Raw genomic sequence first — 26,082 nt, forward strand, 5'->3', positions numbered from 1 at the left:
TTTCATGACGATTGACGTGATCCGAGGGTATTGGCCTGGTCGTGGCCCCGCGCTCGCAGGCCAACGGTCACCCAAAGCAACGCCCCAGCAAGACTGGCGAACGCCAGCCACTGGATGGCCTGGCGAAGGTCACCGGTGAACGCGGCCACCGCGGCCACCACCAGCGGGCTGACGAACTGACCGAAGTAAAGAAACGAGGTGAACCCACCCAAGCCGCGACCACGGGTGCGGGCGGTCAACGCATTCATCACCGGCGCCATGACGTTAGGCACCAGCAAGCCGGAACCCAGGCCCTGGATGAGCGCGGCCACCAGCACCGCGTTGTAGCTTTGCGCGCGCATCAGCAGCCACAGCCCGATCCCCATCAACCCCAGCAACAAGGCGTTGCAACCGGCGATGCCAAAGCGACGGCGCAACAGCGGCCACGCCAACGACCCCCCCAAGGTTGCCAACAGGCTCAACCCCGCCGCCATGCCGATCATCGTGCTCGAGGTGATGCCCAGGCCAACCAACAATGTCGGTGCCTGGATGGCCATGACGAAGGCCAGCACCATGCCGCCCAGAATCATCAAGTAGCCGACCACCAGTTGCAGCACCGCGACCTTGGCCGGTCCGGATTCATCGACCTGCTGCTCGACCGCCCGCCGCTTCACCACGGGTGGCTCCCACAGCACCTTCATCATCACCGGCGCCAGCAACAGGGGCAGCAAGTACAACAGGAACGGCGAACGCCACGAGTGCTCCCCAAGCGCTCCGCCCACCACGAAAAACAGTGCGCCGACCAGGCCGATGGTCACCACCTGGCGGTTGACGTAACGCAGGCGCTCCTCGCCGTGCCAATAGTCCGCGATCAGGGTTGCGCAGCAGGTCATCACCGCCGCCTCGGTACAACCGAACAACAGCCGCGCTCCCACAATCGACGGCAAGCTATCGAGCATGGCCGGCAGCGCGCCGAGCACGGCGTAGAGCAAGGTAGCAATCACCAGCAAAGCCTTACGCCCTACCCGATCAGCCAGCCAGCCGGCCAACGGCGCGCACAAGGCTATCGCCAGGGCTGGCCCGGTGATCGCCAACGGCACCAGCAGATCGGCTCGAGGCTCCAGGGGACCGAATTCGGCGCCCAGCCGGGGCAGGATGGGCGCGACCATCACCGAGCCCATGATGGTCAGGCTGCTGCCCAGCATCAGCACCAGCCCTTCGCCTCGACCGGCCTGGCGCAATGGAGCGCCAGCCGTTGAAACGGAACTTGATTGGTTCATGACGAGCCCCTTAGAAGCTTTGAGAGATACGTAACGCGGCGGTGTAGCCTTCGGCGCGGTTGCGCGCATCAAGCTCCTTGTAGACGTGCAGCCACACTGGTGGGATGCCTGGCTTGAAGTAGCTCACCGCCGGCCCGACGGCCAACACCCGGGCGCGATTGCCGGTCTCCAGCCCCGGCGCGTCGTCATCAGTGAACTGGCGGTAGTAGTACCCGCCCACGCCCAAGGTCCATGGCCCGACGTGCTGGCCCACGGCAAATTCGTGACGGTACTCGACGCCGTTCTTGTAGTCGGTGGCGTGGTTGCGGGTATTGATGTCGGCTTCGAAACTCGAAGACACCTCGAAGCCGCTGTCGGTGATGTACGTGGAGTTGAGGATTGGCGAGAAGGTCCAGTGGTTGAGACCCGGCGAGATCAAGCGATCCTGGTCGTAGTCGCCGGTGGGGGCCTGGATCTGGAGCTGGGCATTGACGAACAGGTTCGGCGAAAGGGTCCACTGCAGGATCACCGGCAATACCTGCATGTCGGCCATGCGAAACGGATCGGCTTCCAGGTCCAGCGGGCCGACAGGGGTCTGCACCTGTAGCGAAGCGTCCATCTGGAAAAACGGCACGACGGCGCCAAAGCCATACTTGGCGCCCAACACGGTGTAATCGGTCATGCGCATGTAGGCGACGCCGATGGACAAGACATCCAGGGAGAAATTGTTGTCCACTGACTTGCCGTGGCGATCTTTCTGCACGTTGGCCGAATAGAACGCGGTGCGCAGACCGACGGTGCCAAAGGGCGTGGCCGGCGGCATCATGCCGGCGCCGAAATCATAGACCCCGACCGCCGTGGTCGGCGCGCCGTTTTCGGTGCCATGGGCAGCGGTGCAGGCACCGATCAACCCCAGGGTTAACCACGTACAGTGCCAGACGTTTGTTTTTTTGTTTTGGTACATCGAATGCCCCTCCGACCATGTGGTGTTGGGGTCATCCTAGGGAGCCGGCCGGTCAGCCGTTATCCGTTTTCAGCACAGATGCGTGCGACGCAAGGTGTGTGACGGGGGTTCGCCGAACAGGGTCCGGTAATCACTGGAAAACCGGCTCAAATGCCAGAACCCCCAGCGTGCCGCCACCTCCTGCACACCCAGCACCTGATCGCCATTGCGCAGCTCACGGCGCACTGCATTGAGGCGCAACGCCCGCAGATAAGCCACCGGGTTGATGCCCAGGGTCTCTTGGAAGCAATACTGCAGTTTGCGTCGGCTGGCACCGATGTGATTGCACAGGTCGAGGATCGACAGCGGCTCATCGACATGGGCCAGGGCGTACTCCCGGGCGCGGTCGACCATGCGTTTGCGCGCCGTGGGACTGAGCGGCGGTGCTTCGTCCGGCGCCACCAGTTCCAGTATGTGCAACATCACCGTGTCACGCAGGCCCCGGCGAATCGACTCGTACCCCAGCAACGAGTCACGCCCCTGCTCGCCCCCTTCAAGTTCATCGAACAACGCCGCAAGCTCGACGGGCAGCGTCGAATTGCCAAGACGGTAACACTTGGGAAGATCGGTAATTCGAAAGCGACTGCCTTGCCGCTCCAGCACATGCTCCAACGCCTGCTCGTCGATGGCGACACCGAGCAGATCCAGATGCTGGGGTGTGCGCAACTCAGGCAGGTTATGCCCATGGGCGACCAATAGGCTGGGTTCGACAATCGGGTGCCCGGAGCAAAAGACCGGTCCATCCGCACTCAGCGGTACGCTGAAGGTGATGGCGCCTTCCCAGGCCATGCCCCGCTTGGTCAGGGCCTGATTAGAGCGGTCGCGCACCAGTTGCATCCAGTCCGAGCGGAACTCGATCAACTCACCGTCGAAGCGACCGGGGGTCAACTGGTCATAGCAGACCTGCCAGCCCCCCATGTTGCGGGCGTGTTCGTCGATGTCCGTGGTACGGAACCGATTGATCGGCAGCATCGGCAACCCATCCGACGAGACCACTGGCTGCGCCATGTTGTCATTGTTCATTGACCCGACCTTTGATGATTCCAGGGCTTATGGGTCAAAGCTCAGGCAAGTTCCATTCCGCCCCGTGGACCAGTCGTGCAATTGTGCCGAAAACGGATAGCCGGCCCGGATTCAGCTGCCGGCGTCGGCATGGGCCTCTTCGAAGAAATAGTCCTTCCAGCTGTCGGCCTTGTTTTTCAACACGCCCAGTTCATGCAGTTTTTCGGCATAGATGTAGGTGCGTTGCGGAACGACGGTGAAGTCGATTTCGGGGTCGGTGACGATTTTTTCCACCAGCGCCAGCGGCAACTTGGACTGTTCTACGCGGAGGTAGGTCTGCGCAGCGGCCGGCTTGTCGGCCTTGATGATGCCTTGCGCCTCCACCAAGGCCTCGTAGAACGCCTTGTAGGTCTTGGGATTTTCGTCGTGGAATTTTTCCGTGGTGTAGAGCACGTTGAACGTCGCCGGCCCGCCCAGCACATCATAGGAACTGAGCACCTTGTGCACATTGGGGCTTTGCAGTGCCTGGTACTGGAACGGTGGGCTGGAGAAGTGCGAATTGATCTCCGACTGGCCGGCAATCAGCGCCGCCGTCGCATCCGGGTGCGGGAGGCTGACCGAGATGTCGTCGAATTTCTTGAAGTGATCGTTGCCGAACACCTTGGCGGTTTCGATCTGCAACGTGCGCGACTGGAATCCGACACCCGCCGCCGGGACGGCGATCCGGTCCTTGTCGCTGAAGTCCTTGAGGCTCTTCACGTTCGGGTTGTTGGTCAGCAGGTAGTTGGGCATCGACCCCAGCGAGGCGATGGCCTTGACGTTCTGCTTGCCGCGGGTCCGATCCCAGATCGTCAGCATCGGCGGAACGCCTGCCGACACTACATCCAGGGCGCCGGTCAGCAAAGCCTCGTTCATCGCCGTCGCGCCGGAAATGCTGTTCCAGTCCACTTTGATATCCAGGCCCTGGGCCTTGCCATGCTTCTCGATGAGCTGCTGGTCACGCACCACATCCAGGATCAAGTAGCCGATACCGAATTGCTGGGCGATGCTGATCTTGCCCTCGGCGTGGGCCAAGGGATTGAGCAGCGCAGTGGCCGCCAGGGAAACCAACAAGGTGAGCGCAGGACGCTTGAAAGCCATGGTCTGGTGAACCTCACAGTAGGTGAAAGACTGAAGATCACGACTTTAAAGCTATAAAAATATTAATTTAAATACCTTAATAGCATATCAATAGCACCTAAATATTCGGTATCCGAGCCCATGAAGCCGCACCCACGGGCACGATCACTTGTTAACCTTGCAGACCTCCCCTGACGAACACCCGGCGCGAAGCAAACATGAACGAAGTGTCCCTGGATATCGGCATCGCCACCGAATCCGTTTCCCAACCGCGCACCCTGGTATTCCTGGCCTACCCGCAGATGGGTTTGCTGGACCTGACCGGGGCCCAGACCGTGTTCTGGGCCGCCACCAAAGCCATGACCGAGCGCCGCCTGCCCGGCTACGCCATGCACACCGCGAGCCTGGCCGGCGGGCTGATGCAAAGCGCCGAAGGCCTGGTCGTGGACACCCGTGCCCTGCATGAGCTCGACGGGACGCTCATCGACACGCTGATCGTGCCCGGCGCACCGGACATTCGGCAGGCGATGATCGACTGTGTCGACCTGGTGCACTGGCTGCGCAAGGCCTCGGTCCAGGCCAGGCGCACGGCATCGGTGTGCAGCGGCACCTTCCTCATGGCCCAGGCCGGCTTGCTGGACGGACGTCGGGCCGCCACCCATTGGGCCATGTGCGAGATGCTCAAGAGCGGTTTCCCGTCGGTTGAGGTGGACCTCGATGCGATCTTCATCCAGCAGGGCAATGTGTGGACTTCGGCTGGTGTCAGCGCCGGCATCGACATGGCCCTGGCATTGGTCGAAGCCGACTGTGGTCGCGATGTGGCCCTGCAGGTGGCCCGTGAGCTGGTGGTGTTTCTCAAGCGCCCCGGCGGGCAGGCGCAGTTCAGCCAACTGCTGCAATTGCAGATGCAAGAGAGCGCCGGGTTCGACGAACTGCACGTGTGGATTTCCGAGCACCTGGACGACAACAACCTCACCGTCGAGCGGCTGGCCCGGCAGGCCAGGATGAGCCCGCGCAATTTTGCCCGGGTCTACAAACGCCAGACCGGCCGAACCCCGGCCAAAGCCATCGAGATGTTCCGCCTTGAAGCCGCGCGTCGAATGCTCGAAGACTCCCCGCGCAACATCGACCAGATCGCCCGATCCTGCGGTTTCGGTGACGAGGAACGAATGCGCCACACGTTTCAGCGCCATCTCTCGATATCCCCCCGGGAGTATCGCAGCCGGTTTTCTCGCTGAGGGCGAAACCCTTGCGCCACTGTCCGTCAGGCCACTCGCCTGGACTGCTCCTGCGGGCCGGCCTGCTCAGCCAGGAGCGCGCTGCAACGGGAACGCAACCAACGCTCCCCCGGATCATTGTGCGTAGCGCCGCGCCAGACCATGGAAAGCTCATGTTGGGGCAAGCAGATCGGGGCCGCTTGCACCCGCATGCCGGTCGCCACCGCCATCGCCTGGGCAACGTAATCCGGCACGATGGCAATCATGTCGCTCTGGGCCAGCAGCACGGGCAAGGCGCTGAACTGCGGCACGGTCAACACCACCCGGCGCTGTCGGCCCATCAGGCATAACGCGCGGTCCGAATCATCGATGACATTGCCCATGGACGATACGACGGCATGGGGCCGACGGCAGAATTCATCCAGGGTCAGCTCGCCGGGCTGCGAATCGGCGCGCAACAACATCGGTCGGATCGGCCGCAGTGTCTTGCGCCTGGCATTGGCCGGCAGTTCCAGCGTCGGGCTGATGCCCAGGGAAATCTCGCCACTGACCAACAGTTGGGAGACCAGCCATTGATCGGTCCGGCGCACCACCAATGTGGTGCCCGGTGCCTCGACCCGCAGGCGACGCAACAGCTCCGGCAACAGAGCGTACTCGACGTCATCGCAAAGGCCGATGTGGAAGGTCGCCTCGCTGGTGGCCGGTTCGAACGCCTGGCAGCGGCCCAAGGCGGCGGCGATACCATCCAGGGCCGGTGACAGGTTGGAGAAGATTTCCCGCGCCCGGGAGGTCGGTTCCATCAACCGTCCCGAACGGATGAACAAGGGATCATCGAACATCAACCGCAAGCGCGCCAGGGCACTGCTGATCGTTGGCTGGCCGAGAAACAGCTTTTCGCTGACACGGGTCACGTTTCGCTCGTGCATCATGGTTTCGAAGACCACCAGCAGATTGATGTCAGCACGACGCAGGTCATTTCTGTTCATCATAGTCGTCGCCCCAGGCGCCAGGCCATTGAGTCAGGAGTGGACAAGATCGTCGCCTGCGCCCTCCATCAAGGCCTGCGGCGACGAGGTGTTGAAAGCGTAATCCTCGAGGCACGCCAAGTCTGTTGTACGTGGGGACACTCGACTCACCCTTTGGGCAACGTCATCGATACTTCGGTATATATCCAGGCCCACAAAGAGGTGTTGGCACAGCTTGGCGGGATTTCAGGGTTTTATGTCCTACCTCAGGCAAAGCGGCGCTTCTAAGATAGAAACCGATGCTCTGTCGCCCCGACATCCAGAGCGAGACCATGTAAAAACAAAAGGTCTGCCAGCGTGCCCCTACCCTCCGCGATGCTCAAGAACGTCTATGACAGCCTTCGATACAGCCCAAGCCAGAGCGGGCCTAGGCCGTCGATGGGAATCAGCACCCACCCACTGGTCAACGCCCTCGGCTGGGCGGTGGGCCTGGTGGTGGCCTGCGGGATTGTCATCATCAACTCCGAAACCCATTCCGACCTGGCGCCGACCCTGCTGTACATCACCTTGTTGTTGATGGCGGCCAACCTGTTCTCCATCAATCTGGTGATCACCGTCGCGCTGATGTGCATGGGCTTGCTCACCGCGATGTTCCTGTTCAACGGCGGCTATCACCGCTGGGAATCGACCACCGGCTTCTTCCGCTGCCTGACCGCGCTGTCCGCCATTGCTTTCCTGGCCCTGCGCAGCAAGCAGGCTTCCGACAGTCTGCGGCACAACGAGGCTTACCTGACCGGCGCCCAGCGCCTGAGCCAGACCGGCAGCATGGGCTTTCGTGGTGATCGACAAGCGTTGTCCTGGTCGGAGGAATCGGCACGGATTTTCGAGTACCCGCCCAGCAAGACGCCAACGGTGTCGATGATGCTGGAACGAACCCATCCTGAAGACCTCGAGTTGGCACGGGGGGTTTTTCAGCAGGCCGCCGCTGGTGAACCGCAGATCGAGGTCAAGCTGCGGCTGCTGATGCCTGATGGGCGCATCAAGCACATCCACATGATCGCCAGCCCCCTGCTCGTCCAGCATGGCCGTTTCCAGTATCTCGGCGCGCTCATGGACGTGACTGCCAGCAAGCAGGCCGAAGAAGCGTTGTTTCGCACCCAAAGCCAACTGGCCCACGTCACTCGCTTGACCTCACTGGGGGAAATGGCCGCGTCCATTGCCCACGAGGTCAATCAGCCACTGACGGCCATCACCAGCAGCGGCGAGGCCTGTCGCCGGTGGCTCAAGCGCCCGGAACCCGATCTAGGGGAAGCCTTGGATTGCCTCGACCGAATCGTCGCCAACGGCTGTCGCGCCAGCGAGGTCATCAACGGTATCAGGGCGCTGTCGCGCAAGTGCGACCCGTTGCGTCAGCCCGAGCGACTGGACGACATCGTCCGCGAGACCTTGAACCTGGTCCAGCAGCAACTGGCTCATCATAAAGTCCGGGCCAAAGTGGACCTGGCAGCGACCGACGACCAGGTCAGCGCAGACCGGGTGCAACTGCAGCAAGTGATCATCAACCTGATCATCAATGCCTGCCACGCCATGGACGGGGTCAAGGTACACGCACGAACCCTGCGCATACGCACCTGGACGGAGAGTGACGAAGTGCTGCTGGAGGTGACTGACCACGGAACCGGCATTGCCCCCGAGGTCCTGCCGTCCTTGTTCAATGCGTTTTTTACCACCAAGGAAAACGGCCTGGGCATGGGCCTTTCCATCTGCCGGTCCATCATCGACTTCCATGATGGCAGGATCTGGGCCACCAGCGAGGCCGGCCAAGGCACCTCGTTCAGGTTCGCGCTGCCGCGACTCACGGGCACCGCTCTGTCGGGGAGCGCGCAATGAGCTCCAGACAGTCCTCAAGCCCGATCATCGACAACGCCCCCATCGTCTATATCGTTGATGACGACGCACCGCTGTGCCAATCCCTCGGCAGCCTGCTGCGCTCCATAGGCTTGCAGGTTTATCTGTTCGGTTCGGTCGCGCAGTTCATGAACCATCCCAGGCCCGATCAGCCCAGTTGCCTGGTCCTGGATGTGCGGCTGCAAGGCACCAGTGGCCTGGATTGCCAACGGGAGCTGGTCGCGGCCAACGCTCAACTGCCGATTGTGTTCATGACCGGTCACGGTGACATCGCCATGACCGTGCGGGCGATGAAGGCCGGGGCGGTGGATTTCCTCGCCAAACCGTTCCGCGAACAAGACCTTATCGACGCCGTGACCGCCGCCCATCACCAGGACCGCCAGCGGCGCGACGCCGAACGCGGCCATCAGCAAGTGCTTGCCCGCTACGCCACCTTGACGCCTCGGGAGCAGCAGGTCATGGCACTGGCGGTGTCAGGCCTGATGAACAAGCAGATCGCCGGGGAACTGGGCTTGAGTGAAATCACGGTCAAGATCCACCGTGGCCAGGCCATGCGCAAGATGTGCGCGCACTCGTTTGCCGATCTGGTGCGCATGGCCCAGGTGCTGGAATGGCGCCTGGCTAACACAGGCCGATAGTCAATCGAGCATTTCGGCACTTTGGCCGAGCGTTTCGGCACAGTAACCACTCTTTGTTCAACCTAGACTCGGGCTTCACTTTAAGTCCCGGATGGAATCACGATGAAAATCAGGTCAATCCTGCCTGCACTTACCATGGCCGTAGCACTCAGTGGATACGCTGCCGACTTCTCACTGACCAGCAGGGATATAGCTGACAACCGTCCGCTGACCAGTCGCGAAGTGTTCCAAGGCTTCGGTTGTGAAGGCGGCAACACGTCTCCTGAGCTTTCCTGGACAAACGCCCCCGCAGGGACTAAAAGCTACGCGATCACGGTCTACGATCCCGATGCGCCGACGGGTAGCGGTTGGTGGCATTGGACGGTGGTTAACCTGCCCACTTCTACCAATACCTTGCCAAGAGGAGTGGGAACGAACCTGCCTGCCGGTGCAGTACAAGGGCGAACCGATTATGGCCAACCAGGATTTGGCGGAGCTTGTCCACCTGTAGGGGATAAACCCCATCGCTATCAATTCACCGTATGGGCATTGAAAGTCGATAAGCTACCCCTCGACGGTGAGGCCAGTGGCGCCTTGGTGGGGTACATGCTCAATGCCAACGTCCTGGCCAAAGCGACCATCACTTCAACTTACGGACGTTAAAAACGATGCGCCCTTGTGACGGCATACAGCACCGGGAAAACATTATCGATGCGTGTGTCATACGGGCGCGACAACCCCTTACCTTATCAAGGGTACCGGTGTTCGCGACCACCCTGTGTCGAGTGCGACAGGGAGAAAAACTGTTGCAATGGGATGACCGGGAGATGCGCGCGAGGCCGCACCATCTGATTCTGATGCCGGCCGGACGCGAGCTTGGTATCTCGAACTTCCCCGGCCCTCACGGTCACTACATCGCCGATGCGGTCACCTTTCCCCTCTCGACACTGCGTAACTTCAGCAGCCGATATAGCCAACAGATCATGAGCCGTCGCGGTTCACTGAAGACCGATCTCTGCGTCCCTCTGGACAGACACACAACTCAGGCATGGGATCAGCTATTGGCCGCTATCAATGCGAACGCGCCGGACGCATTACGCACGCTATATGGGGAAGCGGTTCTTCTGAGCCTGTGCCTTGCGGGCCAGATCGGACCTCTGCTGATGGGTCGCGACGATCCAATTTGCGAGCGTGTGCAGCAAATGGTGATGGGCAGCCCGGAGAAAGACTGGACGGTTGCGAGCGTTGCACAGCAACTTAACCTGGGTGAGTCGACGTTGCGCCGCCAACTGGCGAATGAGGGGGACAGTTTCCGGAGCATCCTGGAAGGCGTTCGACTGGCGACAGCGTTGCAATGGTTGCAAACAACGTCTCGTCCCATCGGTGAAATCGCCGGTGCCTGCGGTTACGCCTCGGCCTCACGTTTTGCGGTGCGCTTTCGCTCACACTATGGCCTGTCGCCACGTGAATTGCGGGCAGCGATTTAAGCATTCCGGTGAGGTTCCCTCCCTGTTGTTGCCCCGCGACACGGTGGAAAGTTCATACACACGTATACTAGGCGGGGCCATTGGACGGCGTATCTTGCAGTGACACGGGCGCCTTTATGGCTACCTGATATCAAACTCCAGGTATCGACATGTCCAACACTGCAATCATTTCAATCATTGATGACGATGAGTCAGTTCGAATTGCATTGGATGGTTTGTTACGTTCTCACGGATATCGGGTTAAAACATATGCCAGCGCCTTGGATTTTTTATCTTCCTGCGAACTTGAAAACACTGCATGCCTGATATCGGATATTCAAATGCCTGGTATGACGGGCATTCAGATGTACGATCGATTATCGGCCCTGGGCATTCATCCCCCGATCATCTTCATCACCGGATACCCTGGCGTGCCTCCCCGTATCAGCGCCGGTACGCCAGAGCCGGTGGCGTTTTTCCCGAAACCCTTCGACTGCGCCGAATTGATCGCCTGCATCGAAGCGGTACTGTCCCGGCCTGCTTGACTGCGTCGCGCCCCTATACCTTCGTATAGAACCCCCCTACCCAGGCATAGGCGCGATGACCTTATGTAGAAGTGTTAAACACAGGTCCTGCAAATAAGCTTCCCTACAGCGAACCGAAACTGAATGTGCTCGATGGCAACTCATTGCAGCCAGGCGATTTTGGAGTACTTCGCGACACGGTCACGCTGAAACAGTTAAACCATTCAACGTATCGATTTTGTCTTCGGGAGCTCATCATGAAACAACGTATTCTGGTTGTTGGCGCAGGTTTCGGCGGGGTCTGGAGCGCATTGAGCGCGGCCCGGCTGCTGGACCAACACGACCGTCATGACGTGGAGATCAGCGTCCTGGCCCCCCAGGCCGAGCTGCGCATTCGTCCCCGTTTCTACGAGCCGGACGTCCACACCATGGCGGCACCGCTGGGCAGCCTGTTCGACGCTGTGGGTGTGAAATTCGTCCAGGGCTCGGCGATCAGCATCGATGTCGAGAACAAACGGGTTGGCTACGTGGATGTGTTCGGTACCCAGGGCACCCTGGGCTATGACCGTCTGGTGCTCGCGGCAGGCAGCCAGTTGGTTCGCCCCGACCTGGAGGGCATGATCGAGCATGCCTTCGACGTTGATGAAATCGAACAGGCCACCCGTCTCGAAGCCCATATCAAGTCGCTGAAAAGTCTGCCGGACAGCCCGGCCCGCAACACCGTGGTGGTGGCCGGTGGCGGCTTTACCGGGATCGAAACCGCCACCGAAATGCCCGCACGCCTGCGCGCCGTCCTCGGCGAGGACGCGGACATCCGGGTCATCGTCGTGGATCGCGGGCCGCAGATTGGTGCAGCGTTGGGCGACGGCATAAGCCCATCCATTGTCGAAGCGTCCGAACACCTGGGTATCGAGTGGATTCTCAACGCCTCGGTCGAATCGGTGGACGCCAGGGGTGTCACCCTGTCGAGCGGCCAGCGTATCGAGTCCCATACCGTGATCTGGACCGTGGGGTTCCGCGCCAGTCCATTGACCGAACAGGTACCCGGCACCCGCGATCGCCAGGGTCGCCTGCACGTCGATGCCAACCTGAAAGTCCTGGGCCAGAACGACATATTCGCCAGCGGTGACGTGGCCTACGCTGCCACCGACACGCTGGGCAACTATGCGGCGATGTCCTGCCAGCACGCCATCGCCCTGGGCCGCTATGCCGGCAACAACGTCGCGGCCGATTTGCTGGGCGTCGCGCCGATGGCCTACAGCCAACCCAAGTATGTGACCTGCCTGGACCTGGGTGCCTGGGGCGCGGTGTATACCGAAGGCTGGGATCGCCAGCTCAAGTTGGTCGGGCAAGAAGCCAAAGACCTCAAGACCCAGATCAACACGGTGTGGATCTACCCGCCCGCGGCTGATCGCGCAACCGCCCTGGCTGCCGCCGACCCGTTGATTCCGGTGGCCTGAAACCCGTTTCCGCCCCCGGCCAGTCCCTCCTTTGTGCGCCGGTCTTTCCCAGACGCCTGCCAACGATCCTTGGGCAGGCGTTTTTTTCCGGTGCTCGTCCCCAAGCCAGCCTGAATATCGTCACTGCCCAGCAAAATCCGTATCAATGCCCGCCCACCGCCTTCCGTGCACAAGGTAAGGTAGGCAGAAATCATCCGGATCGAGGTGTGCCGTGGCGTCCTATTCCTTGCGTCAGCTGAAGTACTTCGTCACCACCGTCGAATGTGGCAGCGTCGCCGAAGCCTCTCGCAAGCTGTACATCGCCCAGCCGTCGATCGCCTCCGCCATCAAGGGCTTGGAAGACAGTTTCGGTGTGCAATTGCTCATTCGTCATCACGCCCAGGGAGTATCGCTGACGCCCGGCGGTGCGCGCTTCTATCGCAAGGCCCAGGAGCTGTTGCGCATGGCCCGGGAATTCGAGCAGAACGCGCTGGCCGATAACGATGTGGTCAGCGGGCAGATCGACATCGGTTGCTTCGAAACCGTCGCCCCGCTCTACCTGCCGCGGTTGATCGCGGGTTTTCGCCAGCGCTTCCCGGGGGTGGAAATCCGCGTGCAGGATGGCGAGCAACAGGAGCTGGTGCAAGGCCTCACGGGGGGGCGTTTCGACCTGGCGATTTTCTATGAACACGACCTCGACAGTACCATCGAGACCGAAGCACTGACGGCGCCGCAACGCCCCTACGCGTTGTTGCCGGTGGGCCATCGCTTCGCCGATCAGGCCCAGGTGTCGCTGCGCGACCTGGCCCTCGAACCGATGATCCTGCTGGATGTGCAGCCCAGCCGTACCTATTTCGTGAGCATCTTCGAGGAGCTGGGCCTGACGCCCAATATTGTCTTCAGCTCGCCGTCCATCGAAATGGTGCGGGGCATGGTCGGCCAGGCATTCGGGTTTGCCGTGCTGGTGACCCGGCCGCAGTCCACCTGCACCTACGATGGGCAACACTTGGTGTGCGTCGACATCGCCGAGGACGTGACGGGGTCGGCGTTGGTGGCAGGCTGGCTCAAGCGTGCGCACCTTACCAAGCCGGCGCAGTTGTTTGTCGACTACTGCAAGGAACAGTTCAGGCAATGGCTGCCTTGAACCAAGGGATACAAAGCGCAACCCTGCTTTTGTGGCGAGGGGATTTATCCCCGCTGGGGTGCGTAGCGCCCCCAAAACCTGACATCCAAGATATCAGGTGATATGGAGTTGGCTGCATTGGGGCTGCTGCGCAGCCCAGCGGGGATAAATCCCCTCGCCACAGGTGTTATGTCTAGCGAGCCGCCCAGGCGTTGAAGCGTTGTTCCAGTTCCTCGCCATGGTCGACCCAGAACTCCGCGTCCACGGCTTGGGCTTCAGCCAGGTTGGCCTCGGCGGTGGGTAACTGTTCCTGTACCGCAGTCGGCAACAGCGCCAGTGTCTTGCGGTGCACCGGCCCATAAGGGATGTTTTCGGAAAACACCTTCTGGGTCTGCGGCTGGCTGGCAAAGGCAATGAACTGCTCGGCCAGGGCCTTGTTCGGCGTGCCCTTGACCACGGCCCAGTACTCCGGGTCGTAGAGGCTCTGCGACCAGACGATACTCAGCTTCATGCCTTCCTTTTGCGCCGACGCGATGCGCCCGTTGTAGGCCGCACTCATCGCCACGTCCCCCGCCACCAACCACTGCGCCGGTTGCGCGCCGGCTTCCCACCATTGGATGTTCGGCTTGATCTGGTCGAGCTTGGCGAATGCCCGGGACACGCCTTCCGGGGTGTTCAGCACCTTGTACACGTCCTGTGCCTTGACCCCGTCGGCCAGCAAGGCGATTTCCAAGGTGTACTTGGCGCCCTTGCGCAGGCCACGCTTGCCCGGGTACTCGGCCACGTTCCAGAAATCCGCCCAGGACTTGGGTGCCTTGGCGAGCTTGCTCTGGTCATAAGCCAGGACCATCGACCAGACGTAGGTGGCGACCCCACATTCATTGAGCGCTCCCGGCACATAGTTCGCCGGGTCGCCCAGGCGCCCCAGGTCAAGCTTCTCGAACAGCCCCTCCTCACAACCACGCAACAGCTCGGGGCTCTCCACTTCGACCACGTCCCAACTGGTGTGGCCGGCGGCGACCATGGCCTTGATCTTCGACAATTCACCGTTGTATTCGCCGGCCACGATGTTTCCCGCGCCGCTGACATTGAAAGGTTGGAAGTAGGCCTTGTCCTGGGCCTGCTTGGTGGCGCCGCCGAAGGAAATCACGGTCAGGCTCTGTGGCGCGGCCAGGACACTGGTACTCAACAACGCCAGGGCACACGCAATATTGCAACGCAAGGATCTGGACATGAAGCGGTTCCTCGAAAATACCGGCTCGCCCGCACGAGCCGGTGACGGGACTCAAAAGTGACCGTAAATACGGGCGGCAAGGTCTACAGCAAAGGCTCTTGTCGGCCTGTTCATGGGTGTCGCCTGGCTGACCGCGAGGAATCTCCTTCCATTGAAATCGTCCTCCTCAGGCACCTTGCGGTCAGCAATCATTGGGTTCACAGAGATAGCTCGCCAGCCGATCCATCAAGCGGTCGCAGGCGGCCATTTGTTCAACGCTCACGTATTCGTCGGGCTTGTGCCCCTGGTCCATGCTGCCGGGCCCACAGACCACCGTCGGCACCCCGGCCTGATGGAACAGGCCGCCTTCGGTGCCAAAGGCGACGGTGCTGAAAGCGTCGCTGCCACACAGCTGCGCAACCAGTCGGGCGGCCGCGCTGTCAGGCGAAGTGGCCAGGCCCGGGTAGGCCGACAACGGTTCGAAGCGGATCGCCGTATCCCCCGCCACCGCCTGCATGGCCGGCAGCAGGGTCTGCTCGGCATAACCTTGCAATTGCTCAGCCACCACGAGGGGATCGAAATCCGGCAAGGCGCGTACCTCGAAATCGAAACGACAGTCCGCCGGGACGATGTTCAGCGCCGTGCCGCCGTGGACCACCCCGACCTGCACTGTGGAAAACGCCGGGTCGAAGCGCGGGTCGTGCCGCGAGGGTTCGGCCAGTTGCGCACCGATCTCGCCCAACCGCCCGATCAGGCGCGCCGCCTGTTCGATGGCGTTGACCCCGTAAGGGGCATAGGCCGAATGGCAAGCCGCCCCTCGGACATGACAACGCATCGCCAGCTTGCCTTTGTGCCCCAGCACCGGTCGGAGTTGGGTGGGTTCGCCAATCAGGCACAGGGCCGGTTGCGCAATCCGCCGAACCAACACCTCCAGCAAGCTGTGAACGCCCAGGCAACCCACTTCTTCGTCATAGGAAAACGCCAGGTGCACCGGTCGCCGAAGCGGGCTGGACAAGAACACCGGCACCGCCGCGAGCACCGAGGCCAGGTATCCCTTCATGTCCGCCGTGCCGCGCCCGAACCATTTGCCGTCCATCTCGGTCAGGCAGAACGGCTCGACCGTCCAGGCTTGCCCGTCCACCGGCACCACATCGGTGTGACCGGACAACACCACGCCACCGGGCAGCGCCGGGCCAATGCTCGCCAGCAGGTTGGCCTTGGTTCGCTCGGCGTTATAGATCAGCTCGCTGTTCACGCCCAGCCCTTGCAAGTAGTCGCGCACGAACTCGATCAAGGCCAGGTTCGAATCGCGGCTGACCGTGGCAAAGCTCACCAGTTCGGCAAGCAGCGCGCGACTGCGCAGCTCACTCATCACCCGGCACTCCATAACTCGGCGCCAGCGTCGGGTTGAGCGCGCGGGTCAGGTAATCCTGCAATTGCGGCTGATAGGCGAGCCAGAGTTTTTCCAGCTCGCCGATGGGATTTTCCTCGGCCCAATCCACCCGCAGATCGACGATGGGCCAGGTCAGGTCATCGACCACTGAAAGCGCCGCCGAATGCACCGCCCCGGCCTCCCCGCCCGCCGCCTGCCCGGCCCGCAACGCGCTCATCAAGCGTGACGCAAGACAACCACCGCCCTGCTCGAAGGCCGTGACGATGGCCTCGATCACCCCAGCGTTGGCCAACAGATTGCCAGCCGCCACGCATTGCTCACCGGCCACTGCGTTGTGGGTGCCCAGGGTATGCTCGCCGCTGAAAATCGCCGTGCGGCCCTCGGCATCGATCACCGCCACTTGCCGATATTGGCTGTAGCCGTTGCGCGCCAGAATCCGCTCCAGCGCCGCTTGCGCCGCCAGGCCGCCCGCCAGTTCATCGAGAACCTGCGGGCCCAGGGCCGGCAGGGTAATGTTCTGGCTCGACACGGCACCGACGCCCGCGCGCAACCAGGGGCAACGTGCACCGACGGCAATGCTCGAGGAACTGATGGCGATGCCCAACTGGCCGGTTTCGGCACAGCGTCCAACGATGGAAAAGGTCATGTTCCGTTCCTTATTCAGGGATCACCGCGATCACGTCGATTTCCATCAGCCACTGCGGCTGGCCCAGGGCACTGACCACCAAGCCGGTGGAGATCGGAAACACGCCCTTGAGCCACTTGCCGACCTCCTGGTACACCGGCTCGCGATAGCGCGGGTCGATCAGGTACGTCGTGGTCTTGACGATGTGGCTCAGGTCGCTGCCGGCCTCTTCCAGCAATTGCTTGACGTTGCGCATGGCCTGCTCGGCCTGGGCGCGAGGATCACCCAGCCCCACCAGTTGACCGTTGAAGTCGGTGCCGACCTGACCGCGCACGTAGACGGTGTTGCCGGCACGTACGGCCTGGCACAGGTCGTTGTCCAGCGTCTGGTTCGGGTAGGTGTCCTTGGTATTGAACATGCGAATACGCGTGTGAGTAGGCATCAACGAACTCCCGTGAGACTGGTTTTCGAACGGTGTGAATCGCTGTCGAGTGCCGGGGCCTGGCGCTGGGCAGCATCTTGATAGGCGAGGTAAATGCGTTGCTTCACGATGTGGTCGGCAATATGCCGGGCGTCATGCCACACGCCCCAGATGAACGCCGAGCCGCGTCGTGACAGCCAGGGCAGGCCGACGAAATACAGGCCCGGCTCGCTGGAAACCCCACGTTGGTGACGAGGCTTGCCGTTGGCGTTGAGCGCGTCGACCTTCAGCCAGCTGTAGTCCACCGAGTAGCCGGTGGCCCAGATGACACTGGTCACGCCGGCGGCAACCAGGTCCAGCTCCAGGATCGGCTGGGTCAGGCATTGCGGATCAGGCAGCCGATGACGAGCTTCAGGCTCAAGCGGCAAGTCCAGGCCGTTGCGGGCGATGTAGGCGTCGGCGGCATCCAGCAGCGCCAGGTAGTTTTCGTCGCCGCGGGCGATGTTTTCGGCCAGATTCGGTTCAAAGGTCACCACGCTGCCATTGAACGATTTCGTCAGCCCCACCAAGGTGATGCCCTCGTGGGCCAGCCGGCGAAAATCCACGGTATGGCCACCACGGGCACCACTCACCGCGATGGTGACGTGCTCCTTGCCCGGCTGGACCGCCTCCGCATCCCACTCGCCCAGCACGCCGAGCCACCAGCAGAAATCGCGGTTACGATAGGCCCGGGGCGGACGATCGTGGGCCCCCACCGAGAGATAGACCTGCTTGCCGGCGCGCTGCAGTTCATCGGCGATCTGCACCCCCGACGACCCGGCGCCCACCACCAACACAGCCCCCTCGGGCAATTGCCCGGGGTTGCGATACTGAGCCGAGTGAAGCTGGGTGACCGTCGCCATGTCCGGCGCAATCGGTGGAATCACCGGCCGCTGGAAGGGCCCGGTGGCGACGACCACGTGGACCGCTTCGATCAGGCCTTCGGAGGTTTCCACGGTGAAGCCCGGACGCCCGATATTGCGCTCGACGCCCCGGACCTCCACGCCCGTACGGATCGGTGCGTTGAACTGGCGGGCATAGGCTTCGAAGTAATCGGCCACCTGGTCCTTCGTCGCGAAGGCATCCGGGTCGAGCCCTTCGAATTCCAACCCCGGAAAGCGGTCGTGCCAGGCCGGTCCGTTGGCCACCAGCGAATCCCAACGCGCCGTGCGCCAGGCCTCGGCAATGCGGCTGCGCTCCACGACAAGATGAGGCACGCCTTGTCGGCTCAAGTGCTCACTCATGGCCACGCCGGCCTGGCCGGCGCCTATAACAAGCGTATCGATGCGTAGGGTTTCAACAGGCATGTCTGTGCACTTCCGACAATAGGTTCGATTCAGGCGGGCACGGCGCCGCCTCGGGTTCTGTTTTCTTGTTGTTCATCGGTTGGGGTTATCGAGATGAGGTGTCGAGGCGATTGTGTTGGCAGGCGGGGATTTGCGAAACGAGGGTTTTTATCGTTGCTGGGAAGGAAAAAAATGGGCTACTGACCGGGGGTGATGCCCAAGGGAACAAGGCAAGTCTTGTTTGCACCTGAGACATGCGGAACCTGTGGCGAGGGAGCATGCCCCCGCTGGGCTGCGCAGCGGCCCCAAACCGACCACCAAGGTCTGTCAGGCTGATGGCGTTCAGCTTTTAGGCTGTTAGCGGGAGCAAGCCCCTCGCCACGGTATTGGGGTGCGGCACAACGGGCTTATCCCGCTACGACACCGGCCTGGAAATCGGCGATCTGTTGCCACATCGCCACGGGGTTGGAGTACATCGGGAAATGCCCGCAATCGGCGATCGGCGCCAGCCGGACACCTCCGGCCTGGAGGTGCGACAGGTAGGACAACGAGGCATTCTGCTCGCCGAACATGAACATCCTCGGGCACGGCAAGCCGATAAACTTGCCCATCAGGTCGGCATTGTCGGAGAGCTCGACCATGGAGTGGAAAATCCCCGGCACGGCGCCGGCGCGGACCTTATGCCTGAGACTCGCCGAATAAAGACCACTGGCGTAGGCCGGCGCGTGGCGGGCACGCTCGATGAAGGCGGTGAAAAACGCCTCGGGATCACTGCTCGGATAGTCCATGATCTGTCGACTGAGGAAACAGTCTTCCGGGGCCACGTTGCCTTCGATATCGACAAAGCTGAGCACCCGGCCAGGGAAGTGATGGGCCAGCATCAGTGCGGTCAACCCGCCCATGGAATGGCCCACCAGATGAAAACGTTCGATGTCGAAATGCGCCAGTACCTGCAGGGCCGTTTCCAGCAGGAACGCAATGCTGATCCGGGAAAGGTCGGCGCACTGGGTTTCGCCGCAACCCGGTGCGTCATAGGCGACAAACGGATGACCATCGAATGCCGGGTGCAGCACGATGTCGGCATAATCTTCCTTGGTCGAACCAAATCCATGCAGGAACAGGATAGGGGCACGCTCGCCCTCACGCCGCAGAGTGGCGAGGTTCAGTGCAACACCTTCCACGGTCAGGGGGAGTTTCAGTTCAGAGAACATTTCGACTGGGGACACGTGAGTCATTCCTTGAGTGAACAGAGTGTGCCAGGACGCATTGCCGGCAATCAGGCTCGCAATGTCGGGGCAATCCAGGGTTGTGTAAATTCCTGATTCGGGATTGCCTTGATATGCCAAACCTATCAATCAACCCTCTGTTCGTCCTCGCCCCTGGAAACGTGCCACCACTTCCTCCACCAGCGGATTGAGCCGTCCGGCATTCCAGGCCACGGCGGTGGTCACGACGTTGAGCTTCTGGCTGAGTGGTCGGAACACCACGTTCTGCGGCGCCATTTTCTTCAACGACGCCGGCACCAGCGCGATGCCCTGGCCATAGCTGACGAAGGCAATTTGCGACGCAACGGAGCGCACTTCATGCAGTACCCGAGGCGAAAAGCCGCTGGCCCGACAGGTCGCGATCAGGTTATCGAAGTACACCGGGCTGACCTTGCGGGAAAACATCACCAAGGGCTCGGTGGACAGGCTCGACAGGCTGATCCTTGTCCGCGAAGCCAGGGGATGATTGCTGGGCAAGGCCACCACCAGGCGATCTTCCCTCAACGGCAGTGACCTGATCGAATGCCCCAGGTCCCCGTCCAGCCGGGCGAAGGCCAGGTCGATGTCTCCAGCTTCCAATGCCGGCACGGCTTCGACACTGTCGATCTCGCGGACAGACACGGTGAGGTGCGGATGCTCGGCCTTCAGTTGTTCGATCAACCCTGGCAACACATCGAACATGGCGGTGGAGATCGCACCGATGGTCAGCATTCCCGACTGCCCCGCCACGGCTTCTTCCACGGCCAGTTCCAGGCGCTCCAGTTGATCGGCGAATTTACGCACCGCCGGCAGGATCGCCGCCCCCACGGGGGTCAGTTGCGCCCCACGTCGCGAACGCTCGAACAACTTGACCTTGAGCGCCTGCTCAAGCACCTGGATCTGCTCGCTCAGCGGTGGCTGGGACATGCCCAGGCGCTTGGCCGCGCGACCGAAATTCTGTTCCTCGGCAACCGCCAGGAACAGCCAGAGATGACGAATCAAACGGAAGTTGATCATGGGCGATCCATAGGTTCAGCGTATCTGTGGGTTACGTGATCAGTAATATACCTATGAAACATCCTCCTCGACACTGGGCCCCTCCGCCACCTTAGGGGTTTGCCCATGAATGCTATGAGTTTGCTGGATCGCTTGGCGGCGCTGGACACCAACACGGTGTCCGACGCTCTGGATTTCCTCGGGTTGCCGGGAGCCACCGTTGGGCTACGGCCATTATGGAATTGCCCGAAGATCGTCGGCCGCGCCAGTACCGTGCTGCTGGCCGCTAAATCCGACAACGTCCCCACGGTCCACCTGATCACCCCGGTGGTGGAGCAGATCGACAGCGATGATCGCGTCTTGGTGATCGCAGGTGGAATCGAAGGCGTCTCTTGCTGGGGCGACATTCTCGCCAACGCCGCGGTCGGCAAGCAGGTGCGCGGCACGGTGATCGACGGCTTCAGCCGCGACATCGACGGCAGCGAAGCCATTGGCTATCCGGTGTTTGGCCGCGGCGTGACCATGGTCAGTGCCCGCAACCGCGTCATTCAAATCGACGCGGCAGTGACCATCCCCGTCGCTGGCGTCGATGTCAGCGAAGACGACTTTGTCATTGCCGACAAGTGCGGGACCGTCTTCATTCCCCAGACCCACATCGACAAGGTGCTCGACCTGGGCGAGCGCATCGCCCGCCGCCAGGACGGCATGGTCGAGGCGGTGCGCAGCGGTCGCTCGGTCGCCGAAGTGATGCATGACACCCAGTTCGAAGCCATCCACGTGGAGCACTCCTGATGAACCTTGAAGATAGAAGCCTGGTCGCCTTGTTCGAAGGCCTGGACACCCCAGGTATCTCCGACGCACTGGACAAACTCGGCCTGCCCGGCCAATGCCTCGGCGTAGCCCCTTTGGACAACTACAACCAAGTCATCGTCGGGCCGGCATTTACTGTGCAATACGTCTCGGCCAGCACTCCGCCGGGCACGGTGGGCGACTTCATCGAAGACGTGGCTGCTGGCGACGTAGTGGTCATCGACAATGGCGGCCGCACCGACTGCACCGTGTGGGGCGACATCATGACCCAGTACGCAGGCTCGCGGCAGATCGCCGCCACCGTCATCGACGGTGTCTGCCGTGACGTGAACAAGGCCCTGGGCGACGGCTATCCGATCTTCAGCAAAGGCCGCTTCATGCGCACCGGCAAGGACCGCGTGCAGGTGCAGTCGGTGAACCAGCCGGTGTCCATCGGCACCGCCCGGGTCTGTGCCCGTGACATCGTGGTCGCCGACGCCAACGGCGTGGTGATCGTCCCCCGTGACCGGGCCGCGGAAGTGGCGGCCTGCGCCCGGCAGATCGAATCGGTCGAGGCCGACATCCGTGCCCTGGTCGCCCAAGGCAAGACCTTGAAGCAAGCCCGCGCCGCACTGGGCTACCACAGCCTGCAGAGGAAAGTCTGATGACCACGCTCCTGTTCCCCAAGGATTTTCACGCCCGGGCCAAGGTTTTGGGCAGTTCGACCCTGTATGAAGCCTGCCACCAGCCTTGCGCGGTCGACAGCGCGATCCGCCCGGTCTGGGACGGTGCCTTCATCGCCGCGCCCGCTTACCCACTGGAATGCTCGCCGGGTGACAACCTGGCCCTGCACCTGGCCATGGAACGCGCACCCCGTGGTAGCGTGCTGGTCGTGGGCACCGGTAGTTTCATCGCCGGCTACTGGGGCGAAGTGCTCACCGTGGCGGCTGAAACAGCGGGCGTGGTCGGCCTGGTCATCGATGGTGGCGTGCGGGATATCGCGGCGCTGAAAAGACGCCGGTTCCCGGTGTTTGCCCGAGGCATTTCGGTCAAAGGCACGGTCAAGGCCAGCGCGCCGTCGGTGGGCCAGCCGTTCAACTTCAACGGTGCCCATGTTGCCCAAGGCGACCTGGTGGTGGCTGACGAAGACGGTGTGATCATCATTCCCAAGGCGGATGTCGCACGAACCCTGGCCGAAGGCGAAGCCCGCGCCAACAAGGAAGCACAGATGATGCAAGCATTGACCGAAGGCCGCTCGACCTTGGAACTGATGAACCTGACCGAGTGGAGAACCCGCGCATGAGCGTCGACATCCAACGACTGAATCGGCGCCTGGCGCGTGCGCAACCCTCGGCGACCTATCGGATCATGGACCGGGTGGCCGAACGTCGCGCACAGGGGGCGAATATCATTTCGCTGTGCGCCGGCGAGCCTGATTTCGATACGCCCAAGCACATTCGCGAGGCGGCGATCGAGGCCATCGAACAGGGTCATACCCGCTACACCCAGGTCGCCGGCGTGCGTTCGCTGCGCGAAGCGGTGGCGGCCAAATTCCGCCGGGAAAACGGCCTTGACGTCACCTGGCAGGACACCCTGGTCTGCAACGGTGGCAAGCAGGTCATCTACAACGCCCTGGCCGCGACCCTTGACGAGGGGGACCAGGTCATCGTGCCGGCGCCCTATTGGGTCAGTTATCCGGAGATGGTCCAGCTCTGTGGCGGCGAGTCCCGGATTGTCACCTGCGATGCCGACAGCGGCTTCAAGTTGACGCCCGCCGCGCTGGATGCGGCGATCACCCCGCAGACCCGCTGGTTGATCCTCAACTCGCCGTCCAACCCGACCGGTGCGGTGTATAGCCGGGAAGAACTGCAGGCCCTGGCCGACGTGTTGCTGGCTCATCCTCACGTGCTGATCCTGGCGGACGACATCTACGAGCATTTGATCTTCGATGATCAGGTGTTCCATACCCTTGCCCAAGTCGAACCACGACTGGCTTCGCGCACCCTGACCATGAACGGGGTTTCCAAGGCCTATGCCATGACGGGCTGGCGCATCGGTTTTGCCACCGGGCCACGCTGGCTGCTGGAGGCCATGGAAAAACTCCAAGGGCAGCAGACCTCGGGCGCCAGCTCAATCTCCCAACAAGCAGCCTTGGCTGCATTGGACGGCCCCAAGGACTTCATTCGCGCAAGCCGTGCCGTGTTTCAGCGTCGTCGCGACTTGATGGTGGCGCTGCTGAATGCCACGCCGGGTCTTGCCTGCACAAGCCCGGGTGGAGCCTTCTATGCGTTCGCCTCCTGTGCCGGCTTGATCGGCCGGACCTCATCCGGAGGACGGGTGCTGCACACCGATGAAGATGTCGCTCACGCGCTGCTCGATGAAACAGACGTGGCAGTGGTACACGGCAGCGCGTTCGGTCTTGGCCCTTACATTCGCATTGCCTACGCTCTGGATGATGCGTCCTTGCGCCAGGCCTGCGAAGCGATTCGCGGATTCTGCGATGCACTTCGCTGAACCAGGATCAAACGGTGGGCACAGACTCGGATCGTAATCGCCAGCTCAGTTCAACCGCGCCGGAAACGCCTTGAGCTCCAGCTTTTCCATCACCAGCCCAATGAACGCGGAGACCGCCAGCGGCAATTGACGCCGGCTCGGATAGAGCACATTGAGGCCGAAGCCAATACGCTGGTATTGCGGCAACACACGTACCAGCCTTCCAGCTTCCAGGTCCACGCTGCTCAGCGCCGAGGGCAGCACGGCGATGCCCAGGCCCGCCACGGCAGCCTTGCGCAACGCTTGAGCGGTGTTGGCGTTGAAGCGGCTGGGAACCTGCACCTCTTCCTCGGTGCCGTCCGGACCAATGAGCCGCCAGTGACTCAAGCCGCTGGGATGGGCAAAGGTCACGCTGTCGTGGTGAGCCAACTCCTGCAGCGAAGTCGGCGCACCGCGCTTGGCGATGTAGGCGGGACTGGCGACCATCCCATCACCTTCGTTCTTGATGAGTTGGCGCCCGACATACCCGGAGTCCTGTAGCGGACCGCCGCGAAAGGCCACGTCGATGCGGTCGGCAATCAGGTCGACATTGGCATCGCTGAGCACGAAATCTAGCTGCACCCGAGGATGCGCGACGAGAAAGTCGGCCACCCATTGCATCGGGAAAAAATCGAAGAAATCCGCCATCGCCGCGATACGCACCAGGCCACTGGGTTCATCGCTGCCCTTCATCAGTTCCTGCCCCGCCTCGGTCAGCCCATCCACGGCGCTGACGCAGCGTTCATAGAACCCCTGCCCCACCTGAGTCAGCGTGAGTTTGCGAGTGGAGCGTTGCAACAGTCGCTTCCCCAATTGCGCCTCCAACTGCTGGACCCGCCGGCTCACGGTATTGGAAGGCATGCCCAGCCGCCTGGCTGCTTCGGCAAAGCTGCCGCTGCGCACCACCTGGACAAACAGTGCGACATCATTCAGATCGAGCATCAGGTCGCGATTCCTTCATTTTTTGGATGAGTTCAATCCGATTGTATCGACTAATCAATCTATTGCCAGGCACTTATCCTTCTCGCATCGAGGCCACCAACGCTCAAGAATCCGAGGTCATCCATGAACAGCATCGTCGCAGCGCCACCGCGTACCATCGTCCACCGCACCCGGGGCAACCGCCACGGGCCGATCACGCGCCTCATGAGCCCGGGCGACCTCGGCCAACTCTGCAAGCCCTTTGTGTTTCTCGACCTCTTCGCTTTCACGGACAACGTCATGCCAAAAGGTTTCGGCATGCACCCCCACTCCGGGATCGCAACGCTGACCTACATGATCGACGGCCAGGTGACTTACGAAGACACCACCGGTCAATCGGGCGTGTTGCCCTCCGGCGGCATGGAATGGATGCACGCAGGCAATGGTGTATGGCATGACGGCAGGCCAGTGGGGGGCTCGCCGATCAAAGGCTTCCAGCTTTGGGTCGCGCTGCCGGCCGATGAAGAGAATGCCCCGGCCCACAGTGTCTACCTGGCGCCCTCCGCTATCCGCCGGGAGGGTCCGGCGCTGGTGTTGCTCGGCCAACATGGCGCGGCTCGCAGCAGCGTTGCAGCCCCGGCGGGCATGAACTACTTGGCTGTGCAATTGAAAGACCAGGAACGCTGGCGCTATACGCCACCGGCTGGGCACACCGTTGCCTGGCTGGCGGTCAACGACGGCAGCCTCGACGCTGGCGGCAACGTCAATGCCGGGGAAATGGTGGTGTTCGAAGAATCCGGGGCAGCCATCGACATCGTTGCCCAGGGCGCGACCTCCTTCGTGCTCGGTTCGGCGGTCAAGCATCCCCACGACCTGGTGATGGGTTATTACTCCGTGCACACCAGCGAGGCCGCCCTGGAAAAAGGCGAGCAAGAAATCCAGCGCATCGGCGCCCTTTTGCAGCAAGAGGGTCGGTTGGCCTGACCGACCCTCGACTCAATA

26 protein-coding genes are annotated in these 26,082 nt (G+C 61.9%); 13 read left to right on the plus strand and 13 right to left on the minus strand.

The window, feature by feature from the left end; translation table 11 throughout:
* Positions 1-2: 2 nt before the first annotated feature.
* The 4 genes from AB7M32_RS19630 to AB7M32_RS19645 all read right to left on the minus strand — a co-directional run bounded on the left by AB7M32_RS19630 (position 3) and on the right by AB7M32_RS19645 (position 4,383).
* On the minus strand, positions 3-1,259 hold the full coding sequence (locus AB7M32_RS19630) for an MFS transporter (RefSeq protein WP_454251031.1): 1,257 nt from the start codon (positions 1,257-1,259) through the stop codon (positions 3-5).
* Positions 1,260-1,269: 10 nt separating this feature from the next.
* Positions 1,270-2,202, minus strand: coding sequence for a SphA family protein (locus AB7M32_RS19635; RefSeq protein ID WP_454251032.1), 933 nt, complete (start codon positions 2,200-2,202; stop codon positions 1,270-1,272).
* Between the two features lie 69 nt (positions 2,203-2,271).
* Positions 2,272-3,264, minus strand: coding sequence for a helix-turn-helix domain-containing protein (locus tag AB7M32_RS19640; RefSeq protein WP_454251033.1), 993 nt, complete (start codon positions 3,262-3,264; stop codon positions 2,272-2,274).
* 111 nt (positions 3,265-3,375) lie between these two features.
* On the minus strand, positions 3,376-4,383 hold the full coding sequence (locus AB7M32_RS19645) for an ABC transporter substrate-binding protein (protein ID WP_454251034.1): 1,008 nt from the start codon (positions 4,381-4,383) through the stop codon (positions 3,376-3,378).
* Between the two features lie 197 nt (positions 4,384-4,580).
* Between AB7M32_RS19645 and AB7M32_RS19650 the strand changes: the two genes are divergently transcribed.
* Positions 4,581-5,600, plus strand: a complete 1,020-nt coding sequence (locus tag AB7M32_RS19650; protein ID WP_454251035.1) for a GlxA family transcriptional regulator — start codon at positions 4,581-4,583, stop codon at positions 5,598-5,600.
* A gap of 26 nt (positions 5,601-5,626) precedes the next feature.
* On the opposite strand, the gene AB7M32_RS19655 is transcribed toward AB7M32_RS19650, so the two are convergent.
* The gene (locus tag AB7M32_RS19655) at positions 5,627-6,568 is read right to left on the minus strand and encodes a LysR family transcriptional regulator (RefSeq protein ID WP_454251036.1); all 942 of its coding nucleotides are present in this window, start codon (positions 6,566-6,568) and stop codon (positions 5,627-5,629) included.
* 414 nt (positions 6,569-6,982) lie between these two features.
* On the opposite strand from AB7M32_RS19655, the gene AB7M32_RS19660 reads away from it, so the two are divergent.
* The 7 genes from AB7M32_RS19660 (at position 6,983) to AB7M32_RS19690 (ending at position 13,642) form a co-directional block, all read left to right on the plus strand.
* Positions 6,983-8,434: a sensor histidine kinase gene (locus AB7M32_RS19660; protein ID WP_072404242.1), complete on the plus strand. Its 1,452-nt coding sequence runs from the start codon at positions 6,983-6,985 to the stop codon at positions 8,432-8,434.
* Positions 8,431-9,090: a response regulator transcription factor gene (locus AB7M32_RS19665; protein WP_072404244.1), complete on the plus strand. Its 660-nt coding sequence runs from the start codon at positions 8,431-8,433 to the stop codon at positions 9,088-9,090. Before AB7M32_RS19660 ends, AB7M32_RS19665 begins: the two co-directional genes overlap by 4 nt.
* A 102-nt stretch (positions 9,091-9,192) precedes the next feature.
* Positions 9,193-9,732: a kinase inhibitor gene (locus tag AB7M32_RS19670; protein ID WP_454251037.1), complete on the plus strand. Its 540-nt coding sequence runs from the start codon at positions 9,193-9,195 to the stop codon at positions 9,730-9,732.
* A gap of 5 nt (positions 9,733-9,737) precedes the next feature.
* Positions 9,738-10,556, plus strand: coding sequence for a helix-turn-helix transcriptional regulator (locus AB7M32_RS19675; protein WP_454251038.1), 819 nt, complete (start codon positions 9,738-9,740; stop codon positions 10,554-10,556).
* A 149-nt stretch (positions 10,557-10,705) separates the two neighbouring features.
* Positions 10,706-11,080: a response regulator transcription factor gene (locus tag AB7M32_RS19680; protein ID WP_072404250.1), complete on the plus strand. Its 375-nt coding sequence runs from the start codon at positions 10,706-10,708 to the stop codon at positions 11,078-11,080.
* A 236-nt stretch (positions 11,081-11,316) separates the two neighbouring features.
* Complete coding sequence (locus tag AB7M32_RS19685) at positions 11,317-12,519, plus strand: NAD(P)/FAD-dependent oxidoreductase (protein ID WP_454251039.1); 1,203 nt, start codon at positions 11,317-11,319, stop codon at positions 12,517-12,519.
* 211 nt (positions 12,520-12,730) lie between these two features.
* Positions 12,731-13,642 carry a LysR family transcriptional regulator gene (locus AB7M32_RS19690; RefSeq protein ID WP_454251040.1) on the plus strand — a complete coding sequence of 304 codons (912 nt, stop codon included), beginning with the start codon at positions 12,731-12,733 and terminating at the stop codon, positions 13,640-13,642.
* 172 nt (positions 13,643-13,814) lie between these two features.
* Here AB7M32_RS19690 and AB7M32_RS19695 read toward each other — a convergent pair whose 3' ends face one another.
* The 7 genes from AB7M32_RS19695 to AB7M32_RS19725 all read right to left on the minus strand — a co-directional run bounded on the left by AB7M32_RS19695 (position 13,815) and on the right by AB7M32_RS19725 (position 20,859).
* Positions 13,815-14,855, minus strand: a complete 1,041-nt coding sequence (locus AB7M32_RS19695) for an ABC transporter substrate-binding protein (RefSeq protein ID WP_454251041.1) — start codon at positions 14,853-14,855, stop codon at positions 13,815-13,817.
* Positions 14,856-15,036: 181 nt separating this feature from the next.
* Positions 15,037-16,206 carry an acetylornithine deacetylase gene (argE, locus tag AB7M32_RS19700; protein WP_454251042.1) on the minus strand — a complete coding sequence of 390 codons (1,170 nt, stop codon included), beginning with the start codon at positions 16,204-16,206 and terminating at the stop codon, positions 15,037-15,039.
* Positions 16,199-16,873, minus strand: a complete 675-nt coding sequence (locus tag AB7M32_RS19705; RefSeq protein WP_454251043.1) for a DUF1028 domain-containing protein — start codon at positions 16,871-16,873, stop codon at positions 16,199-16,201. Before AB7M32_RS19705 ends, argE begins: the two co-directional genes overlap by 8 nt.
* A 10-nt stretch (positions 16,874-16,883) precedes the next feature.
* The gene (locus AB7M32_RS19710) at positions 16,884-17,294 is read right to left on the minus strand and encodes a RidA family protein (protein WP_003201555.1); all 411 of its coding nucleotides are present in this window, start codon (positions 17,292-17,294) and stop codon (positions 16,884-16,886) included.
* On the minus strand, positions 17,294-18,619 hold the full coding sequence (locus tag AB7M32_RS19715) for a flavin-containing monooxygenase (RefSeq protein WP_454251044.1): 1,326 nt from the start codon (positions 18,617-18,619) through the stop codon (positions 17,294-17,296). The genes AB7M32_RS19710 and AB7M32_RS19715 overlap by 1 nt, the downstream gene beginning before the upstream one ends.
* Before the next feature lie 386 nt (positions 18,620-19,005).
* Positions 19,006-19,809, minus strand: coding sequence for an alpha/beta fold hydrolase (locus AB7M32_RS19720; RefSeq protein ID WP_454252177.1), 804 nt, complete (start codon positions 19,807-19,809; stop codon positions 19,006-19,008).
* A gap of 144 nt (positions 19,810-19,953) precedes the next feature.
* Positions 19,954-20,859 (minus strand): LysR family transcriptional regulator, encoded by a 906-nt coding sequence (locus tag AB7M32_RS19725; RefSeq protein WP_454251045.1) that lies wholly within the window; start codon positions 20,857-20,859, stop codon positions 19,954-19,956.
* Between the two features lie 105 nt (positions 20,860-20,964).
* Here AB7M32_RS19725 and AB7M32_RS19730 point away from each other — a divergent pair, with 105 nt between their 5' ends.
* Genes AB7M32_RS19730 through AB7M32_RS19745 form a run of 4 tightly spaced genes read left to right on the plus strand, consistent with a single transcriptional unit; the run spans position 20,965 to position 24,141 of the window.
* Positions 20,965-21,630 carry an RraA family protein gene (locus AB7M32_RS19730; RefSeq protein ID WP_454251046.1) on the plus strand — a complete coding sequence of 222 codons (666 nt, stop codon included), beginning with the start codon at positions 20,965-20,967 and terminating at the stop codon, positions 21,628-21,630.
* Positions 21,630-22,292: an RraA family protein gene (locus tag AB7M32_RS19735; protein ID WP_454251047.1), complete on the plus strand. Its 663-nt coding sequence runs from the start codon at positions 21,630-21,632 to the stop codon at positions 22,290-22,292. The genes AB7M32_RS19730 and AB7M32_RS19735 overlap by 1 nt, the downstream gene beginning before the upstream one ends.
* Positions 22,292-22,930, plus strand: coding sequence for an RraA family protein (locus AB7M32_RS19740; protein WP_454251048.1), 639 nt, complete (start codon positions 22,292-22,294; stop codon positions 22,928-22,930). Before AB7M32_RS19735 ends, AB7M32_RS19740 begins: the two co-directional genes overlap by 1 nt.
* Positions 22,927-24,141 carry a pyridoxal phosphate-dependent aminotransferase gene (locus AB7M32_RS19745; RefSeq protein ID WP_454251049.1) on the plus strand — a complete coding sequence of 405 codons (1,215 nt, stop codon included), beginning with the start codon at positions 22,927-22,929 and terminating at the stop codon, positions 24,139-24,141. Before AB7M32_RS19740 ends, AB7M32_RS19745 begins: the two co-directional genes overlap by 4 nt.
* 45 nt (positions 24,142-24,186) lie before the next feature.
* Here AB7M32_RS19745 and AB7M32_RS19750 read toward each other — a convergent pair whose 3' ends face one another.
* A complete protein-coding gene (locus tag AB7M32_RS19750) occupies positions 24,187-25,101 on the minus strand; it encodes a LysR family transcriptional regulator (RefSeq protein WP_454251050.1) in 915 nt (304 codons plus the stop codon).
* A gap of 123 nt (positions 25,102-25,224) precedes the next feature.
* Here AB7M32_RS19750 and AB7M32_RS19755 point away from each other — a divergent pair, with 123 nt between their 5' ends.
* Positions 25,225-26,064, plus strand: coding sequence for a pirin family protein (locus tag AB7M32_RS19755; RefSeq protein WP_454251051.1), 840 nt, complete (start codon positions 25,225-25,227; stop codon positions 26,062-26,064).
* Positions 26,065-26,082 lie beyond the last annotated feature (18 nt).

The organism is Pseudomonas sp. R151218B TE3479, assembly GCF_053629195.1.

Coding starts and splice junctions, on each gene's coding strand:
- AB7M32_RS19630 (WP_454251031.1), bottom strand. CDS start 1,259: ATGAACCAATCAAGTTCCGTTTCAACGGCTGGCGCTCCATTGCGCCAG.
- AB7M32_RS19635 (WP_454251032.1), bottom strand. CDS start 2,202: ATGTACCAAAACAAAAAAACAAACGTCTGGCACTGTACGTGGTTAACC.
- AB7M32_RS19640 (WP_454251033.1), bottom strand. CDS start 3,264: ATGAACAATGACAACATGGCGCAGCCAGTGGTCTCGTCGGATGGGTTG.
- AB7M32_RS19645 (WP_454251034.1), bottom strand. CDS start 4,383: ATGGCTTTCAAGCGTCCTGCGCTCACCTTGTTGGTTTCCCTGGCGGCC.
- AB7M32_RS19650 (WP_454251035.1), top strand. CDS start 4,581: ATGAACGAAGTGTCCCTGGATATCGGCATCGCCACCGAATCCGTTTCC.
- AB7M32_RS19655 (WP_454251036.1), bottom strand. CDS start 6,568: ATGATGAACAGAAATGACCTGCGTCGTGCTGACATCAATCTGCTGGTG.
- AB7M32_RS19660 (WP_072404242.1), top strand. CDS start 6,983: ATGGGAATCAGCACCCACCCACTGGTCAACGCCCTCGGCTGGGCGGTG.
- AB7M32_RS19665 (WP_072404244.1), top strand. CDS start 8,431: ATGAGCTCCAGACAGTCCTCAAGCCCGATCATCGACAACGCCCCCATC.
- AB7M32_RS19670 (WP_454251037.1), top strand. CDS start 9,193: ATGAAAATCAGGTCAATCCTGCCTGCACTTACCATGGCCGTAGCACTC.
- AB7M32_RS19675 (WP_454251038.1), top strand. CDS start 9,738: ATGCGCCCTTGTGACGGCATACAGCACCGGGAAAACATTATCGATGCG.
- AB7M32_RS19680 (WP_072404250.1), top strand. CDS start 10,706: ATGTCCAACACTGCAATCATTTCAATCATTGATGACGATGAGTCAGTT.
- AB7M32_RS19685 (WP_454251039.1), top strand. CDS start 11,317: ATGAAACAACGTATTCTGGTTGTTGGCGCAGGTTTCGGCGGGGTCTGG.
- AB7M32_RS19695 (WP_454251041.1), bottom strand. CDS start 14,855: ATGTCCAGATCCTTGCGTTGCAATATTGCGTGTGCCCTGGCGTTGTTG.
- argE (WP_454251042.1), bottom strand. CDS start 16,206: ATGAGTGAGCTGCGCAGTCGCGCGCTGCTTGCCGAACTGGTGAGCTTT.
- AB7M32_RS19705 (WP_454251043.1), bottom strand. CDS start 16,873: ATGACCTTTTCCATCGTTGGACGCTGTGCCGAAACCGGCCAGTTGGGC.
- AB7M32_RS19710 (WP_003201555.1), bottom strand. CDS start 17,294: ATGCCTACTCACACGCGTATTCGCATGTTCAATACCAAGGACACCTAC.
- AB7M32_RS19715 (WP_454251044.1), bottom strand. CDS start 18,619: ATGCCTGTTGAAACCCTACGCATCGATACGCTTGTTATAGGCGCCGGC.
- AB7M32_RS19720 (WP_454252177.1), bottom strand. CDS start 19,809: ATGTTCTCTGAACTGAAACTCCCCCTGACCGTGGAAGGTGTTGCACTG.
- AB7M32_RS19725 (WP_454251045.1), bottom strand. CDS start 20,859: ATGATCAACTTCCGTTTGATTCGTCATCTCTGGCTGTTCCTGGCGGTT.
- AB7M32_RS19730 (WP_454251046.1), top strand. CDS start 20,965: ATGAATGCTATGAGTTTGCTGGATCGCTTGGCGGCGCTGGACACCAAC.
- AB7M32_RS19735 (WP_454251047.1), top strand. CDS start 21,630: ATGAACCTTGAAGATAGAAGCCTGGTCGCCTTGTTCGAAGGCCTGGAC.
- AB7M32_RS19740 (WP_454251048.1), top strand. CDS start 22,292: ATGACCACGCTCCTGTTCCCCAAGGATTTTCACGCCCGGGCCAAGGTT.
- AB7M32_RS19745 (WP_454251049.1), top strand. CDS start 22,927: ATGAGCGTCGACATCCAACGACTGAATCGGCGCCTGGCGCGTGCGCAA.
- AB7M32_RS19750 (WP_454251050.1), bottom strand. CDS start 25,101: ATGCTCGATCTGAATGATGTCGCACTGTTTGTCCAGGTGGTGCGCAGC.
- AB7M32_RS19755 (WP_454251051.1), top strand. CDS start 25,225: ATGAACAGCATCGTCGCAGCGCCACCGCGTACCATCGTCCACCGCACC.